Origin of the sequence: Methylopila turkensis (assembly GCF_027922325.1) — a bacterium.
In the GTDB taxonomy this organism is placed as follows: domain Bacteria; phylum Pseudomonadota; class Alphaproteobacteria; order Rhizobiales; family Methylopilaceae; genus Methylopila; species Methylopila turkensis.
The window spans coordinates 351,863-367,889 of record NZ_BSFL01000003.1; the positions used below are offsets into that span (position 1 = coordinate 351,863).

Consider the following 16,027-nt stretch of genomic DNA (forward strand, 5'->3'; position numbering starts at 1 on the left):
CGCGCACCCTAATCGGCGAACATTCGCTTGAAAAGCCGACCTATGCCGATGCGTCGTCCAGCCTAGCCAATCCAGACTTCCAACCGCGACGTAACGGCTTTATGCCCTGGGAAGGGCGCGAAGGCCTGCGCGAGCGGCTTTCCGGCGAGAGGACTTCGGATCTTGAACCCCACAGTTCGGCCGGATGGTGGCGGCGGCAGGCCGATCGACGCGCTGCTGGCCGGGTTCGTGGCGGGAACCCTCGATCCCTATATGCACGCTCTGATCGGATCGCACCTGACGCTGTCGGACGCCAACCGCGGCTTCGTGCGCGCGCTCGAGGCCGAAGCCGGCGCCGCGCTCGAGGAGATTGACGCGCCCAAGCCGTTCCGCCCGGCCCGCGACCATGTGCTCGCGGCGATTTTCGCAGGCGGCTATTACGGAGCGCCGCGGCCGCCGGCGCGCGATCCGGAGATTCCTGAGCCCCTGTTCCGGCTGGTGGGACGCGGCGTCGATTCGATGCCGTGGAAGATGAGGGCGCCGGGCATCAAGGCGCATGTGTTGCATGACGACGACGGCGTCGAGGCCTCGTTCCTGTCCGTCCGGCCGGGCTGGAGCGCGCCCGCCCATACCCACGGGGGCGTCGAGGTCACGCTGGTGCTGCGGGGCGCGTTCTCCGAAAAATCCGGCACGTACGCGCGCGGCGACATTCTGATCGCCGACCAGACGGTGGATCACCACCCCATCGCGGATCCCGAGGCCGGTTGCGTCTGTTTCGCAGTCACCGAAGGCTCCTTGAAGATGACCGGGCCGGTCCTCGGCCTGCTGCAGCGGATGTTCGGCAGGTGAAAGACGTCGGCGTCGCCTGGGTCACCGGCGCGAGCTCGGGCATCGGCCGCGCGGTCGCGCTGGAGCTCGCGCGCGCCGGCGTGACGGTCGCCGCCACCGCGCGACGGGCTGACCCGCTCCAGAGTCTCAAGGAGGAAGCGGCCGGATTTGGCGGCCGCGTCGCCGCCTATCCCGGCGACGTGACGGAGCGCGACGGAATCGCCGACGTCGCCGGCCGCATCGCGGACGAACTTGGGCCCATCGATCTCGCCATCCTGAACGCGGGTGCGTTCATCCCCGTCCGGGCGGCTCCGTTCGACGTCGACGCCTTTCACAGGACGTTCGACGTCAACCTTGGCGGAACGGTCAATTGCCTGGGCGCGGTCCTGCCGGCGATGACCTCCCGCCGTGGAGGCAAGGTCGTGCTCGTGGCGTCGGTGACGGGCTATGGCGGCCTGCCGACGTCCGCGGCCTACGGCGCCACCAAGGCGGCGCTGATCAATCTCGCCGAGAGCCTGAAGTTCGATCTCGACGCTCTCGGCGTCGGGATCCAGCTGGTCAATCCGGGCTTCGTCGACACGCCCGCGACCCAGAAGAACGCGTTTCGCATGCCGGCGCTGCTGCCCGTCGACGAGGCTGCGCGGCGCATCGTCGAGGGGATCGGGCGCGGCGGGTTCGAGATCACCTTCCCGAAGCGCTTCACCTATGCGCTGAAGCTCCTTCGCCTGCTGCCCTATCCCGCCTATTTCAAGCTCGTGGCGAAGGCGACCGGCTGGGACGGCCGATCCGGCGGCTGACATGGCGCCGGACGGCTGGTAGGCGTCGGGGCGCAGCCGCAGTCCGCCGCAGGAGTTCGCGATGACCGGAACAACACGCACGGGGGAGGGGCTCAATCCCCGCCGTCGCCGCGCGCTCTACCGCTCCTGGCGGCGGGGCACGCGCGAGATGGACCTGCTGATGGGCCGGTTCGCCGACGCCGAGATCGACCGGCTCGACGACGACGAGCTCGGCGTGTTCGAGGCGCTGATCGAGGTTCCCGACCGCGACCTGTTCGCATGGATCGCGGAGAAGGAAGCCGTCCCGGACAATTACGACACGCCGGTCTATCGCCGCCTGCGCGCCTTCCACGAGGCCTATCCGACCACGGAGCACATCGGGTAGCGCGGCATTTTTGTCCCGGCCCTTGAGCCGGGACCGAGAAACGCAGGCTCTTCAAGCAAATCGCGCCTGGGTCGCTTTCTCTTCCCAGTCGTCGCGGTTATGGGTCCCGGCTCAAGGCCGGGACGAGGCCGCGCTTATGTTGCCGGAACGATGACCCTCAAGCCTGACGCCCTTCTGACCCTCGCGCCCGTCACCGTCACCAACGTGCCGGACGGGTTCGACGCGCTGATCCTCGCCGACCTGGCGCGGGCGATGGCGGCGCGCGCGCATGACGCCGCCGGCGTCGTCTTCGTCGCGCGCGACAGCCAGCGGCTGGCGGCCATGGAGCGGGCGCTCGACTTCGTCGCGCCGGAGGTGGAGCGGCTGACGTTCCCGGCATGGGACTGCCAGCCCTACGACCGGGTTTCGCCCAACGCCGCGGTGATCGCGCAGCGGACGACGACGCTGGCGCGCCTCGCCCGCACCCGCGGCGGCGACAAGCCGCGCATCGTGCTGACCAGCGTCAACGCCGCGCTCCAGCGCGTCGCGACGCCGGAAGCGGTCGCGCGCCAGAGCTTTTCGGCGGCGCCCGGCAACGTCGTCGACCTGAAGAAGCTCGCGGACTGGCTCGAGATCAACGGTTTCATGCGCTCGTCGACGGTACGCGACTATGGCGAGTACGCCATCCGCGGCGGCATCGTCGATCTGTTCCCCGCCGGCCACGCGGAGCCGATCCGGCTCGACTTCTTCGGCGACGTGCTGGAGACGATCCGGCCGTTCGATCCCGAGACCCAGCGCTCCACCGGCCAGCTCCGCGCGCTCGATCTGGTGCCGATGTCGGAGGTGCAGCTCACCAGCGACACGATCCGCCGTTTCCGGCAGGCCTACGCCGCGACCTTCGGCGCGCCGACGCGCGACGACCAGCTCTACGCCGCGATCAGCGAGGGTCGCCGCTATCCGGGTCTCGAGCACTGGCTGCCGCTGTTCGCCGACCGGCTCTCCACGCTGTTCGACCATGTGGCGGACGCGCGCGTGGTGCTCGACCCGCTGGCGGACGACGCGGCCGGCGAGCGGCTGGCGCTGATCGCGGACTATTACGACGCCCGGGTCACGCAGCTTCGCCAGGACAGGGACGGCGGCGCCTACAAGCCGCTGCCGCCGGAAGCGCTCTACCTCAAGCCAGAGGAATGGCGCGAGCGGCTGGAGCAGGCGGCGCCGGTGCGGCTGACGCCGTTCGCGCTGCCGCCGGGGCAGGGCGGCCGCGTGCTCGACGCCGGCGCCCGCGCCGGCCGCAGCTTCGCCGCGGAGCGGGCGGACGAGAGCGCCAACGTCTTCGACGCCGTCGTCGCGCATATCCGCGAGTTGAAGCAGGACGGCAAGCGGGTCGTCGTGGCGGCGTGGAGCGACGGCGCCCGCGACCGGCTGAAGACGGTGCTCGGCGACCACGGGCTCGGGAGCGGCAGGGAGGTCCGAAGCTGGCGCGAGGCCGTCGGCCTGCCGAAGGACGCGGTGGCCTTCGGCGTGCTCGGCATCGAGCACGGTTTCGAGACCGACGACGTGGCCGTCGTCGCCGAGCAGGACATTCTCGGCGACCGGCTGGTCCGCGCCAAGGCGAAGCGGCGGCGCCCGCAGGATTACCTCACCGAGGCAGCCGGCCTGTCGGCGGGCGATCTCGTGGTGCACGTGGATCACGGCATCGGCCGCTTCGTGGGCCTCAAGACCATCGAGGCGGCGGGAGCGCCGCACGACTGCGTCGAGCTGCATTACGCCGACAAGGCCAAGCTGTTCCTGCCGGTCGAGAACATCGAGCTGCTGACGCGCTATGGCTCGGAGGAGACCGAGGCGGTGCTCGACCGGCTCGGCGGCGCGGGCTGGCAGTCGCGCAAGGCGCGGATGAAGAACCGCATCCGCGAGATGGCCGGCGAGCTGATCAAGATCGCCGCCGCCCGCCTGACCAAGGAGGCGCCGCGCGCCGTTCCGCCGGAAGGGCTCTACGACGAGTTCTGCGCGCGCTTCCCCTACGACGAGACCGAGGACCAGCAGGCCGCGATCGACGCTGTGCTGGACGATCTCGCCGCCGGCCGCCCGATGGACCGGCTGATCTGCGGCGACGTCGGCTTCGGCAAGACCGAGGTTGCGCTGCGCGCCGCCTTCGTCGTCGCGATGAGCGGACGGCAGGTGGCGGTCATCGTCCCCACCACGCTGCTGGCGCGCCAGCACTTCAAGACCTTCGCCGAGCGCTTCCGAGGCCTGCCGCTGAAGGTGCGCCAGGCCTCGCGCTTCGTCTCGCAGAAGGAGCTCAACGAGACCAAGAAGGGTCTCGCGTCCGGCGACGTCGACATCGTGGTCGGCACCCACGCGCTCTTGGGCAAGACCATCGGCTTCAGGGACCTCGGCCTCGTGATCGTCGACGAGGAGCAGCACTTCGGCGTCGGCCACAAGGAGAAGATGAAGACGCTGCGCGCCGAGGTGCATGTGTTGACCCTCTCCGCGACGCCGATTCCGCGCACGCTCCAGCTCGCGCTCACCGGCGTGCGGGAGCTGTCGATGATCGCGACCCCGCCGGTCGATCGGCTCGCGGTGCGCAGCTTCGTCGCGCCGTTCGATCCGCTGATCGTGCGCGAGGCCCTGTTGCGCGAACGCTATCGCGGCGGCCAGTCGTTCTTCGTCTGCCCGCGCATCGAAGATATCGCCGAGGCCCGCGCCTTCCTTGAAAGCCAGGTGCCTGAGGTGAAGTTCGTGGTCGCGAACGGCCAGATGGCGGCCGGCGACCTCGAGCAGGCGATGACCGATTTCTACGAGGGGCGCTACGACGTCCTTCTCTCGACCGCGATCGTCGAATCGGGTCTCGACATCCCCAACGCCAACACGCTGGTGGTCTACCGCGCCGACATGTTCGGGCTCGCCGCGCTGTACCAGCTTCGCGGCCGCGTGGGTCGCGCCAAGACCCGCGCCTACGCGCTGTTCACCGTGCCGGCCAACAAGGCTCCGACCGTCAACGCCGAACGCCGGCTCAAGGTGCTGCAGTCGCTTGAAGGGCTCGGCGCCGGCTTCCAGCTCGCGAGCCACGACCTCGACATCCGCGGAGCCGGCAATCTTTTGGGCGAAGAGCAGTCCGGCCACATCCGGGAGGTCGGCTACGAGCTCTATCAGCAGATGCTGGAGGATGCCGTCGAAAGCCTGAAGGAGGGCGGGGCGGCCGTCGTCGCGGACCAGTGGTCGCCGCAGATCACCCTCGGCGCGCCGGTGATGATCCCGGAAGAGTTCGTGGGCGATCTCGCGGTTCGCCTGTCGCTCTACCGGCGCCTCGCCGAGATCGACACCGACGAGGGCCTCGATTCGTTCGCGGCCGAACTGGTCGACCGCTTCGGGCCGCTGCCGAGCGAGGTGAAGCAGCTGCTGGAGATCGCCGCGATCAAGGCGCTCTGCCGCCGCGCCAATGTGGAGAAGATCGACGCCGGCCCGAAGGGCGTGGTGCTGTCGTTCCGCGACAACTCCTTCGCCAATCCGGACGGCCTCGTCATGCATATCGCGCGCGAGGAGGGGCCGAACGCCAAGGTGCGGCCGGACATGAAGATCGTGTTCAGGCGCGAATGGCCGACGGTCGAGAAGCGGCTGAAGGGCGCCGCGAAGCTGCTCCGCGATCTCGTGAAGATCGCCGAGGCCGGCAAGAAGGCGGCGTGAACGTCCCGGCCGTTTCTCCTCTGTGTTGCAGGGGAGGAACGAGGATCGTTCAGAACCAGCGCTCGTTGACGGTGATGGTGTCGCCCGGCCGGACCGGGTAGGTCAGCGGCACCTCGGCCTTGTACACCCTGTCGCCGTGGCGGCGGGTGAGCTCGACCCGATCCTTGACGGCGCGGGGGGAGAAGCCGCTCGCGATCGCGACCGCGTTCTGCGCGGTCATGCCCACGACGTAAGGGTATTGTCCGGCGTTGTTGACCTCGCCGAGGATGTAGAACGGCCGGTAGCCTTCGATCTCGACCGACACGTTCGGATCGCGCAGGAAGCCGGTCTTCAGCTTGGCCTCGAGGCCGGTGCGCACCTGGTCCGGCGTCTTGTTCACGACTTCGTAGCGGCCCACCAGCGGCATGGCGATGCGGCCGTCGGCTTCGACGGTGTAGCTGTTCGAGAGGTTCGGCTGGCCGAACACGTTGATGCGAAGCCGGTCGCCGGTGGCGAGAACGTAAGGTTCGTCGAAGGCCGCCGCGAGCGGCGGGGGAACCGCCCGCGGCCCGGCGCAGCCTGCCAAAGCAAGGGCGAACGCCAGAAAAGCCAAGCAAACACGCGGCATGTCGAACCCCATCGCCGGCCACCAAGGTTTACGGTTAGTTACCGGAACAGGGTTAACAATCGGTTGTCTCGCGATCAGGGGCGCTGTCGAATGATTAACGCGTCGGCAACCATGTTCGTGATGTTTTGAACCGACGAACGGTCAACGGCATTAAGAATCGGGTCCAACCATGTCGGAGCGTGGCAGCCATCGCGGAGAGGAGCTTCCCGAAACCGGGGAGATCGATCTGCGCGTCCTCGGCGCCGGCATATGGCGGCGCCGGCTCTGGATCATCGGGCCGACCATCGTCGCGACGCTGCTCGCGATCGCTTTCGTGCAGCTGACCTCGCCTTACTTCCGTTCGTCCGCGCTTGTCCTGATCGAGAACAACGCTTCGCTCGCGCCGGGTGGAGCGAACGCGGCGCGCGAGACCCCTCTGCCGGACGAGCAGGCGGTCGCGACCCAGGTGCAGTTCATCGAATCCCGCGACCTCGTCCGCAAGGTCGCCCGCGACCTCGATCTCGGCCGCGATTCGGAGTTCGCCGCGAACGGCGACCGCTCGCTGGCTAGGCGTCTGTTGGGCTTCCTCGGTTTCGCCGCCTCGGACGACAGCCAGCCGGTCAGCGAGCAGGTGGTCGACAAGGTCGCCGCGAACCTCTCCGCTTATCCGGTCTCCGGCGCGCGCGTGATCGGGGTCGAGTTCGTCTCGACCAATCCCGACACCGCCGCGAAGGTCGCCAACGGCTTCGTCGACGCCTTCTTCGACGTCCAGCGCGAAGCCAAGCGCGACGTCAACCGGCAGGCGACGACCTATTTCTCCGGCGAGATCGAGCAGCTGCGCCAGCGCGTCGCTGAAGCCGAGGGCAAGGTCGAGGCGTTCCGATCGCAGGCCGGCCTTCTCGTCGGGCAGAACAACACCACGCTCGCGGCCCAGCAGCTCGGCGAAAGCAGCACGCAGCTCGGCACGGCGCGGACGCAGCAGGCCGAGGCGCGCGCCAAGGCCGACGCGATCCGGGACTATCTGCGCGCCGGCCGCGCGGCGGAGGCGCTCGACATCGCGAATTCCGACGTGGTCCGCGCGCTGGTCCAGCAGCGGTCGCAGCTTGCGGCCCAGATCGCGAGCGAAGGCCGCACCCTGCTCGGCCAGCATCCGCGCATGCGCGAACTGGCCGCTCAACTCTCAGGCCTCGACGGCCAGATCCGCAACGAAGCCGAGAAGCTCGCCCGCGCCTATGAGAACGAGGCCAAGACCGCCGGCGCCCGCGTCGCCGCGCTGTCCTCCGCGCTCGACGCTCAGAAGCAGAACGCGGCGACCGCAAACGAGCGCGACGTCGAGCTTCGCGCGCTCGAACGTGAGGCCCGCGCGGCCCGCGACCTGCTCGAGCAGATGCTGGCCCGCTACCGCGAGGCGGCCGCGCGCGACAATCCCGACGCGCTGATGGCGGACGCTCGCATCATCTCGCGCGCCGCCGCGCCGACGGAAGCCTACTTCCCCAAGAAGGCGCCGACGGTCGCGCTCGCGGCCATCGCCGCCTTCGTGCTGGCGCTGTTCGCCGCGGCCACCGCCGAAGTCTTCGGCGGCGGGGCGCGTCGGCGCGACGGCGTGACCGCCGCCCCTCCTCCGCCGCCCGCGATCGGCGAGGTTCCCGTGTTCGGCCGGCTGCACGGTCCCCAGCCGTCCGCACAGGCCGAAGTGAAGCCGTCGTCCGACCCGACGCCCACCGAGACATCCACGAAGCGCGCGACGCCGGCGCTGTCGGCGCAGCGGATCGACGCGATCGAGGTCGCCGACGCCACGCTGGTGGCCGCGCTGGCGCGCCAGCTCGCCTCGATGCCGACAACGGACGGCGCGCTGCGCATCCTGGCGGCCGGCGCCCATCCCGGCGTGCGCGTCGACGAGGTGGTGACGGAGCTCGCCCGCACCATGTCGGAATCCGGCCGCCGGGTCGTTGCGGTGGACGCCGGGGGCGGCGCGCCGCGCGCCTCCGACGCGGACCGCGGTCCGGGCCTTGCCGAGCTGCTGGCGGGCTCCGCCACCTTCGCGCAGGCGATCCACCGTGATCCCGGCTCCCGCGTCCATGTGGTGCCGCGCGGCGAGGCCTCGTTCGACGAGCTCGACCGGGCGTCGCAGGCCCGCGTCGGCGTGGTGCTCGACGCGCTGGCGCTGACCTACGACTTCGTGCTGCTGACGGCCGCGCCGGGCGCCGCGGTCTCCGACATCTTCTCGCAGCAGGCCTCCGCCGCGATCCTCGTCTCGAACGCCGGCGCCGGCGATCTCGCCACCGTCGAGGCCCATGACAAGCTGAAGGCCCACGGCATCGAGGACGTCGTCGTGCTGCTGGTGCGCGACGGCGACGGCGCGCCCGAAGGCGGCTCGCGGCTCGCGGCCTGACGCCGCCTGCCTCACGATCCCGAAGACCATCACGACGCGCGCCGGCACGGCGCTATATCCCACGCCCCGTTCGCTGCATCCGCGGCGAGAGGAGGCAAGTGGGAGGAAGTCCGATCATGCGTCTGTCCGCGTCGTTCGTCGTCGCCGCGACCATCGCGCTCGTCTGTCCGGCATGGGCCGCGGAGCCGGAGAAGCTCTGGGAGGTCGGCGGCCTGCAGGAGCCGGAATCCGTGCTTCCGGACGGGGACGTGCTCTACGTCAGCAACGTGGTCGGCGGCTTCCGGGACAAGGACGGCGTCGGCTTCATCTCGAAGGTCTCGCCCGACGGGCGGATGCTCGCGCGGGAGTGGGTGTCGGGCCTGAATGCGCCGAAGGGCTTGGGCAAGGTCGGCGGCACGCTCTATGTGGCCGACATCGACGAACTGGTGGCGATCGACGTCGCCGCGGGCAAGGTCGCGCAGAGGTACCCGGCCGAGGGCGCCGTGTTTCTCAACGACGTCGCCGCCGCCTCGGACGGGCGTGTGTTCGTGTCGGACACAGGGACCAACACGATCTGGAAGCTCGAGGGCGGCGTCTTCGCCCCCTGGGTCGAGGGCGAGGCGCTCAAGGGCCCGAACGGCATGCTGGTGGAGGACGACCGGCTGCTGGTCGCCGGGATCGGCAAGACGCCGAAGGACGGCGACGCCGGGACGCCGGCCAACCTGATCGCGGTTCCGTTCGCGACGAAGACGCCGAGCGACCTCGGCGAAGGCTCGCCGGTCGGGTTCCTCGACGGCCTCGTACGGACGGCCGAGGGCGTCTATCTCGCGACCGACTACGTCCGGGGGCCGCTCTACGAGATCAAGTCCGACGGCTCGTTCCGGATCCTGATCGACGGCTTCGGCCCCGGCACGGCCGATCTCGCCTATGACGCGGCCTCGAAGACCGCCTTCATTCCGTTGTCGCGCGACAGGAAGCTGGTCGCTTACCGGATCCACTGAGCGCACGAGCCGCCGCCCGAGGCGAGGTCGAACGATCCACGCTGCGCTCGGCCTCGACGCTGCTTCGTCTTCGACTTTCGATTAATACGAAATTAGTCCGCCTGGGCGAGTGTGATGGGAGTCCGTTAACCGCCCTGCGACGAGCTCCCCAATGCTGAAGACCGCCACCATCCGGCGTAAGCTGAACCTCGCGTTCGGCGGCCTCGTCGTCCTTGTCGCGGCCCTCGGCGGGTTCGCGCTCTATGAGCTTGGCCAGGTCAACGGCGCCGCCGAGGACCTCCGCGCGAGCCGGCTGCCGACCACGCAGATTCTCGGCAAAATGCAGGTCGCGACGCTGCGGCTGCGGATCAACGGCGGTCGGCTGATCTCCGCCGACACCCCCGCGCTCCGGGAGGAGGTTGCGGCCACGCTGGCCAAGCGGGAGGGCGAACTCGCTCAGCTCCAGGCGCAGTACGTGGGGCAGACCACGACGCCGGCCGAAAAGGAGGCCTACGTCGCCTTCGTGGAGCGCCGGGCGGCCTACGGGCGGCTCCAAAGCGAGATGAACGCGCTCGCCGCGGCCGGCGACATCGCCGGCGCGCAGCGGCTGTACAACACCACCATGTCGACCGCGAGCAACGCCGCGCTGTCCGAACTGCAGAAGCTGATCGACCTTAACGACGCCGCCGCTCAGCAGAGCGGCGCGGCGGCCCAGAAGGCCTACGCCGAAGCGACGGTCGCGACCGTGATCTTCGTCGCGCTCGCCATCGCCTTCGCCATCGGCGCCGCGGCGCTGCTCACGGTCAACGTCGCGCGTCCGCTGCGGCGCATGACCGACGACATGAAGCGCCTCGCCGACGGCGATCTCTCGGTGGAGGTCGTCGGCCGCGACCGAGGCGACGAGGTCGGCGGGATGGCGCGGGCGGTCGACGTGTTCAAGGACGGCATGATCCGCGCCCGAGCGCTGGAGGAGGAGACCGCGTTCGCCCGCGCCGGCGCCGAGGCGCAGCGCAAGGCCACGATGCGCGACATGGCCGATCGGTTCGAAGCGGCGGTGAGCGGCGTGGTCGGCGCCGTGGCGGCCGCCTCCACCCAGCTTCAGGGCACGGCCTCGGGCATGGATCAGGCCGCGAGCGACACCGCCCGCCGCTCCACCACCGTTGCTGCGGCCGCCGACCAGGCGGCGTCCAACGTGCAGATGGTCGCCGCGGCGGCGGAGGAGCTCGGCGCCTCCGTCCAGGAGATCGCGCGTCAGGTCCAGGGGTCGGCGGAGCTCGCTCGGACCGCCGTCGCCGACGCCGGCGCGACCGCCGTGCTGGTGCGCGACCTCAGCGTCGCGGCGAACACGATCGGCGACGTCGTCGCGATGATCCAGGCGATCGCGAGCCAGACCAACCTGCTCGCGCTCAACGCCACCATCGAGGCCGCACGGGCGGGCGAGGCCGGCCGCGGCTTCGCGGTGGTGGCCTCCGAGGTCAAGAGCCTCGCCAGCCAGACGGCGCAGGCGACCGAGCAGATCTCGTCGCAGATCGCCCAGATCCAGCTCTCCACCACCGACGCGGTGGCCGCGATCAGCGGCATCACCAGCCGGATCGAGGAGATCTCGTCGGCGTCGAGCGCGATCGCGGCCGCCGTCGAGGAGCAGGGCGCGGCGACGCAGGAGATCGCCCGCAACGTCTCGCAGGCCGCCGTCGGCACGACCGAGGTGACCGAGAACATGGGCGCCGTGGCGAGCGCCGCGCAGGGCGCCGGGATCGCGGCCGGCGAGGTGCTGTCCTCGGCCTCGAACCTGTCGGAGCGCTCCGCCGAACTCCGCGTCGAGGTCGAGCGCTTCCTCGCCACGGTCCGGGCCGCCTGAGGCGGCCCGGCGGGCAACGCCGGACTTCGCCTCCGGCGAGGACGGCCTATCCGAGGGCGAGCGTCCCTGCCGCAAGCGCCGCGTAGCGCGCCGTCTTGGCCAGCGCCACCAGCAGTAGAAAGCTCCAGAGCGGCTCGCGCAGGACGCCGGCCACAAGGGTCAGCGGATCGCCGATGATCGGGACCCAGCTCAACAGCAGCGACCAGCGGCCATAGCGCCCGTACCAGCGCTTGGCTCGTTCGAGCGCGCGATCGGACGCCGGAAACCAGCGCCTGCCGCGGAAGCGCTCCACCTGCCGGCCGATCGCCCAGTTCACCAGCGAGCCTAACGTGTTGCCGAGGCTCGCCGTCGCCACCAGGGCCCAAGGCGACCGTTCGCCGAGCGCGATCAGACCGACGAGCACCGCTTCCGACTGCGCCGGCAGCAGCGTCGCGGCGAGAAACGCGGCGACGAACAGCCCGCCATAGGTCGCGACGCCGCTCATCCGCGCGCATCCGCAACTCCGGAAGCGTCCGGAGGACGCGACGGGCGACGGCGCAGCCTCCGGGCCGCGTCGCGCGTCATCGATTGCGTGGGGAGGAGAGCGCGCCCGATCGGTTCGGCGTCAGAACGGGATGTCGTCGTCCATCACGTCGCTCATGCGGCCGCCGCCGCCGGCGGCTGGAGCGGGAGCGCGGCGCTGCTCCATCGGGCTCGACCGGCCGAAGCTGTCGTTGGAGGAGGCCTCGTAGCTGTCGTCCGATCCGCCGCCGCCGCCGCGGCCGTCGAGCAACGCGAGCTCGCCGCGGAAGCGCTGGATCACGATCTCGGTCGTGTATTTCTCGGCGCCGGACTGATCGGTCCACTTGCGGGTCTGGAGCTGGCCTTCCACATAGACCTTGGAGCCCTTGCGGAGATAGTTCTCCGCGACCTTGGCGAGGTTCTCGTTGAAGATCACGACCGAGTGCCACTCGGTCTTCTCGCGCCGCTCCCCGGACTGTTTGTCGCGCCAGTTCTCGGAGGTCGCGATGCGCAGGTTCACCACCGGCTCGCCCGAGTTCAGGCGGCGCACTTCCGGATCGCGGCCGAGATTTCCGACCAGAATGACCTTGTTGACGCTGCCCGCCATGACGATCTCCTGAAAGCTTGATCGCGCACCCTAGTCGCCATGCCGCCTTGCGTCGCCCTCGGGCTCGGGCTTGTCCACAAGCCGCGGGACGGGCACTGTCGGACTGGACAGCGATCTTTGTTCTATTTATGTTCCTTAACATGCCGATGGGAGCGCGACAAGCGCCCGGCTTGACCCGAACGGCGTGCGGGACGACGTGACGAGCGGATGGTGGCGCGGGCCGCCACGGGACGACGAGTGCCTATGACGAAGACCTCCTCGCAGGCCGAAAAGGCCCGCGCGCCGAAGCGGGCTGCGGCCTCCTCCAGGCCGGACGATGCGCCCGCGACGCCCAAGACGGCGATGGCAAAAGTCCCTGCGGCCAAGGCCCCGAAGGCCGCGGCGCTGGAGGCCGCCTTCGACGCGGCCGCCGAGCGGCGGCTGGAGCGGCGCGACCAGCGCATGATCTCTATCCGCGGCGCGCGCGAGCACAACCTCAAGAACGTCGACCTCGACATCCCGCGCGACCGGCTGGTGGTGTTCACGGGGCTGTCGGGCAGCGGAAAATCGTCGCTCGCCTTCGACACCATCTACGCCGAAGGCCAGAGGCGCTATGTCGAGAGCCTCTCGGCCTACGCGCGCCAGTTCCTCGAGATGATGCAGAAGCCGGACGTCGACCAGATCGACGGCCTGTCGCCGGCGATCTCGATCGAGCAGAAGACCACCTCGAAAAACCCGCGCTCGACGGTGGGCACCGTCACCGAGATCTACGACTACATGCGCCTGCTGTGGGCGCGCGTCGGCATCCCGTATTCCCCGGCGACCGGCCTGCCGATCGAGAGCCAGACGGTCAGCCAGATGGTGGACCGGCTGATGGCGCTGCCCGAGGGTTCGCGGCTCTACCTGCTCGCCCCGGCGATCCGCGGCCGCAAGGGCGAGTACCGCAAGGAGATCGCCGAGTTCCAGAAGAAGGGGTTCCAGCGCCTCAAGATCGACGGGACCTTCTACGAGATCGCGGACGCGCCCGCGCTCGACAAGAAGCTGAAGCACGACATCGACGTGGTCGTGGACCGCGTCGTCATTCGCGGAGACATCGCGAGCCGGCTGGCGGACAGCCTCGAGCAGGCGCTCGGACTCGCCGACGGCATCGCGATCGCCGAATTCGCCGGCGAGACCGACGAGAACGGCCAGCCGAAGCGGCTGACCTTCTCGGAGAAATTCGCCTGTCCGGTCTCGGGCTTCACCATCGCCGAGATCGAGCCCCGGCTGTTCTCCTTCAACAATCCCTTCGGCGCCTGCCCGGCCTGCGACGGCCTCGGCACCGAGATGAGCGTCGACCCCAACCTCGTGGTTCCCGACGGCGGGCTGACGCTGCGCAAGGGCGCGATCGCGCCCTGGGCGCGCTCGACCTCGCCCTATTACATCCAGACGCTCGACGCGCTCGCGAAGCATTACGGCTTCTCGCTGACCAAGCCCTGGGCGGACTTGGCCGAGAAGGCGCGCAACGTCATCCTCTACGGCTCCGGCGACGAGAAGGTGCGCTTCGTCTACGACGACGGCTTGCGCTCCTACGAGACCAACAAGACTTTCGAAGGCGTCGTGCGCAATCTGGAGCGGCGCTGGAAGGAGACCGAGAGCGACTGGTCCCGCGAGGAGATCGGCCGCTACATGTCGGACGTGCCGTGCCTCGTCTGCGAGGGCTATCGCCTGAAGCCGGAGGCGCTCGCGGTTCGGGTCGCCGACCGCCACATCGGCCGCGCCTCCGCCCTGTCGGTCAAGGCGGCGCACGCCTGGTTCGAGGACCTGCCGAACCACCTGACCGACAAGCAGAACGAGATCGCCTACCGCATTCTGAAGGAGATCCGGGACCGGCTGCGCTTCCTCGTCGACGTGGGGCTCGACTACCTGACGCTTGCGCGCAACTCCGGATCGCTCTCCGGCGGCGAAAGCCAGCGCATCCGGCTGGCGAGCCAGATCGGCTCAGGCCTCACCGGCGTGCTCTACGTGCTCGACGAGCCGTCGATCGGCCTGCACCAGCGCGACAACGAGCGTCTGCTCGGGACGCTGGAGCGCCTGCGCGACCTCGGCAACACCGTCATCGTTGTGGAGCACGACGAGGACGCCATCCGGCTCGCGGACTACGTGGTCGACGTCGGGCCGGGCGCCGGCGTCCATGGCGGCGAGATCGTGGCCCGGGGCACGCCGGCCGAGGTGATGGCGAACCCGGCGAGCCTCACGGGCCAGTACCTCACCGGCGAGATGATGGTGCGCACGCCGTCGCGCCGCCGGCCGTTCGACAAGAAGCGGGTGCTAAAAGTCGTCGGCGCCAGGGCCAACAACCTCAAGGAGGTGACGGCCGAGATCCCGCTCGGAACCTTCACCTGCGTCACCGGCGTCTCCGGGGGCGGCAAGTCCACGCTGCTGATCGACACCGTGTTCCGGGCGGCGGCGCGCAAGCTGAACGGCGCCAACGAGAATCCCGGCGCGCATGAGCGCATCGAGGGCTTCGAGGCGCTCGACAAGGTCATCGACATCGATCAGTCGCCGATCGGCCGGACGCCGCGCTCCAATCCCGCGACCTACATCGGCGCCTTCACGCCGATCCGCGACTGGTTCGCCGGCCTGCCGGAGGCGAAGGCGCGCGGCTACATGCCGGGCCGTTTCTCGTTCAACGTGAAAGGCGGCCGCTGCGAGGCCTGCCAAGGCGACGGCGTCATCAAGATCGAGATGCACTTCCTACCGGACGTCTACGTCACCTGCGACGTGTGCAAGGGCAAGCGCTACGACCGCGAGACGCTCGAGGTGCTCTACCGCGGCAAGTCGATCGCCGACGTGCTCGACATGACGGTCGACGAGGCTGCGGCCTTCTTCAAGGCGGTGCCGTCGATCCGCGAGAAGATGGACACGCTCGCGCGCGTCGGCCTCGGCTACGTCAAGGTCGGCCAGCCCGCGACCACGCTGTCCGGCGGCGAGGCGCAGCGGGTGAAGCTGTCCAAGGAGCTGTCGCGGCGCGCTACGGGCCGCACGCTCTACATTCTCGACGAACCGACCACGGGCTTGCACTTCCACGACGTGGCCAAGCTGCTCGACGTGCTGCACGAACTCGTCGACCAGGGCAACACGGTCGCCGTGATCGAGCACAATCTCGAGGTCATCAAGACCGCGGACTGGATCATCGACATGGGTCCGGAAGGCGGCGACGGCGGCGGTGCGGTGGTCGCGGCCGGAACGCCGGAGCAGATCGCCGGCAAGCGCGCCAGCCACACCGGGCGCTTCCTCGCGGAGGTGCTGGAGCGGCGTCCGCTGAAGCGCGCCGACGCGGCGGAGTAAGTGGACCGCGCGAGCATCGCGATGGCGCCTAGCAGGCGTGCATGGTCAAGTCGTGGCCGAAATTCGACTGACCATGAAATAGGCGTGTCGCGGTTCGCGGCAGTAATCGGATCGGTCGGAAGGTTTCATTAAGCCGTCATGACGCGCGCGCATCCCAGCAACGCGTGGGCGAGCATTTGTCGAC

11 protein-coding genes are annotated in these 16,027 nt (G+C 69.6%); 8 read left to right on the forward strand and 3 right to left on the reverse strand.

The window, feature by feature from the left end; genetic code table 11:
* Positions 1–162: 162 nt before the first annotated feature.
* From PKE78_RS12935 to mfd, 4 genes are all read left to right on the forward strand, one after another.
* Positions 163–828, forward strand: coding sequence for a ChrR family anti-sigma-E factor (locus tag PKE78_RS12935; RefSeq protein WP_271201319.1), 666 nt, complete (start codon positions 163–165; stop codon positions 826–828).
* Complete coding sequence (locus PKE78_RS12940) at positions 825–1,604, forward strand: SDR family NAD(P)-dependent oxidoreductase (RefSeq protein WP_271201320.1); 780 nt, start codon at positions 825–827, stop codon at positions 1,602–1,604. Before PKE78_RS12935 ends, PKE78_RS12940 begins: the two co-directional genes overlap by 4 nt.
* A gap of 61 nt (positions 1,605–1,665) precedes the next feature.
* A complete protein-coding gene (locus PKE78_RS12945) occupies positions 1,666–1,968 on the forward strand; it encodes an FAD assembly factor SdhE (protein ID WP_271201321.1) in 303 nt (100 codons plus the stop codon).
* Between the two features lie 150 nt (positions 1,969–2,118).
* Positions 2,119–5,631, forward strand: coding sequence for a transcription-repair coupling factor (mfd, locus tag PKE78_RS12950; RefSeq protein WP_271201322.1), 3,513 nt, complete (start codon positions 2,119–2,121; stop codon positions 5,629–5,631).
* 49 nt (positions 5,632–5,680) lie between these two features.
* On the opposite strand, the gene PKE78_RS12955 is transcribed toward mfd, so the two are convergent.
* Positions 5,681–6,238 (reverse strand): polysaccharide biosynthesis/export family protein, encoded by a 558-nt coding sequence (locus tag PKE78_RS12955; protein ID WP_428981271.1) that lies wholly within the window; start codon positions 6,236–6,238, stop codon positions 5,681–5,683.
* A gap of 169 nt (positions 6,239–6,407) precedes the next feature.
* Between PKE78_RS12955 and PKE78_RS12960 the strand changes: the two genes are divergently transcribed.
* The 3 genes from PKE78_RS12960 to PKE78_RS12970 all read left to right on the forward strand — a co-directional run bounded on the left by PKE78_RS12960 (position 6,408) and on the right by PKE78_RS12970 (position 11,426).
* A complete protein-coding gene (locus PKE78_RS12960) occupies positions 6,408–8,609 on the forward strand; it encodes a GumC family protein (protein ID WP_271201324.1) in 2,202 nt (733 codons plus the stop codon).
* Between the two features lie 116 nt (positions 8,610–8,725).
* Positions 8,726–9,589: an SMP-30/gluconolactonase/LRE family protein gene (locus tag PKE78_RS12965; RefSeq protein ID WP_271201325.1), complete on the forward strand. Its 864-nt coding sequence runs from the start codon at positions 8,726–8,728 to the stop codon at positions 9,587–9,589.
* A 151-nt stretch (positions 9,590–9,740) separates the two neighbouring features.
* Positions 9,741–11,426 carry a methyl-accepting chemotaxis protein gene (locus PKE78_RS12970; protein ID WP_271201326.1) on the forward strand — a complete coding sequence of 562 codons (1,686 nt, stop codon included), beginning with the start codon at positions 9,741–9,743 and terminating at the stop codon, positions 11,424–11,426.
* Positions 11,427–11,472: 46 nt separating this feature from the next.
* Here PKE78_RS12970 and PKE78_RS12975 read toward each other — a convergent pair whose 3' ends face one another.
* Together PKE78_RS12975 and PKE78_RS12980 are read right to left on the reverse strand one after the other, a co-directional pair.
* The gene (locus PKE78_RS12975) at positions 11,473–11,910 is read right to left on the reverse strand and encodes a YqaA family protein (RefSeq protein WP_271201327.1); all 438 of its coding nucleotides are present in this window, start codon (positions 11,908–11,910) and stop codon (positions 11,473–11,475) included.
* 120 nt (positions 11,911–12,030) lie between these two features.
* Entirely contained in the window at positions 12,031–12,534 is a 504-nt protein-coding gene (locus tag PKE78_RS12980; protein ID WP_271201328.1) for a single-stranded DNA-binding protein, read from the reverse strand.
* Positions 12,535–12,777: 243 nt separating this feature from the next.
* On the opposite strand from PKE78_RS12980, the gene uvrA reads away from it, so the two are divergent.
* Positions 12,778–15,843, forward strand: a complete 3,066-nt coding sequence (uvrA, locus tag PKE78_RS12985) for an excinuclease ABC subunit UvrA (protein ID WP_428981272.1) — start codon at positions 12,778–12,780, stop codon at positions 15,841–15,843.
* Positions 15,844–16,027 lie beyond the last annotated feature (184 nt).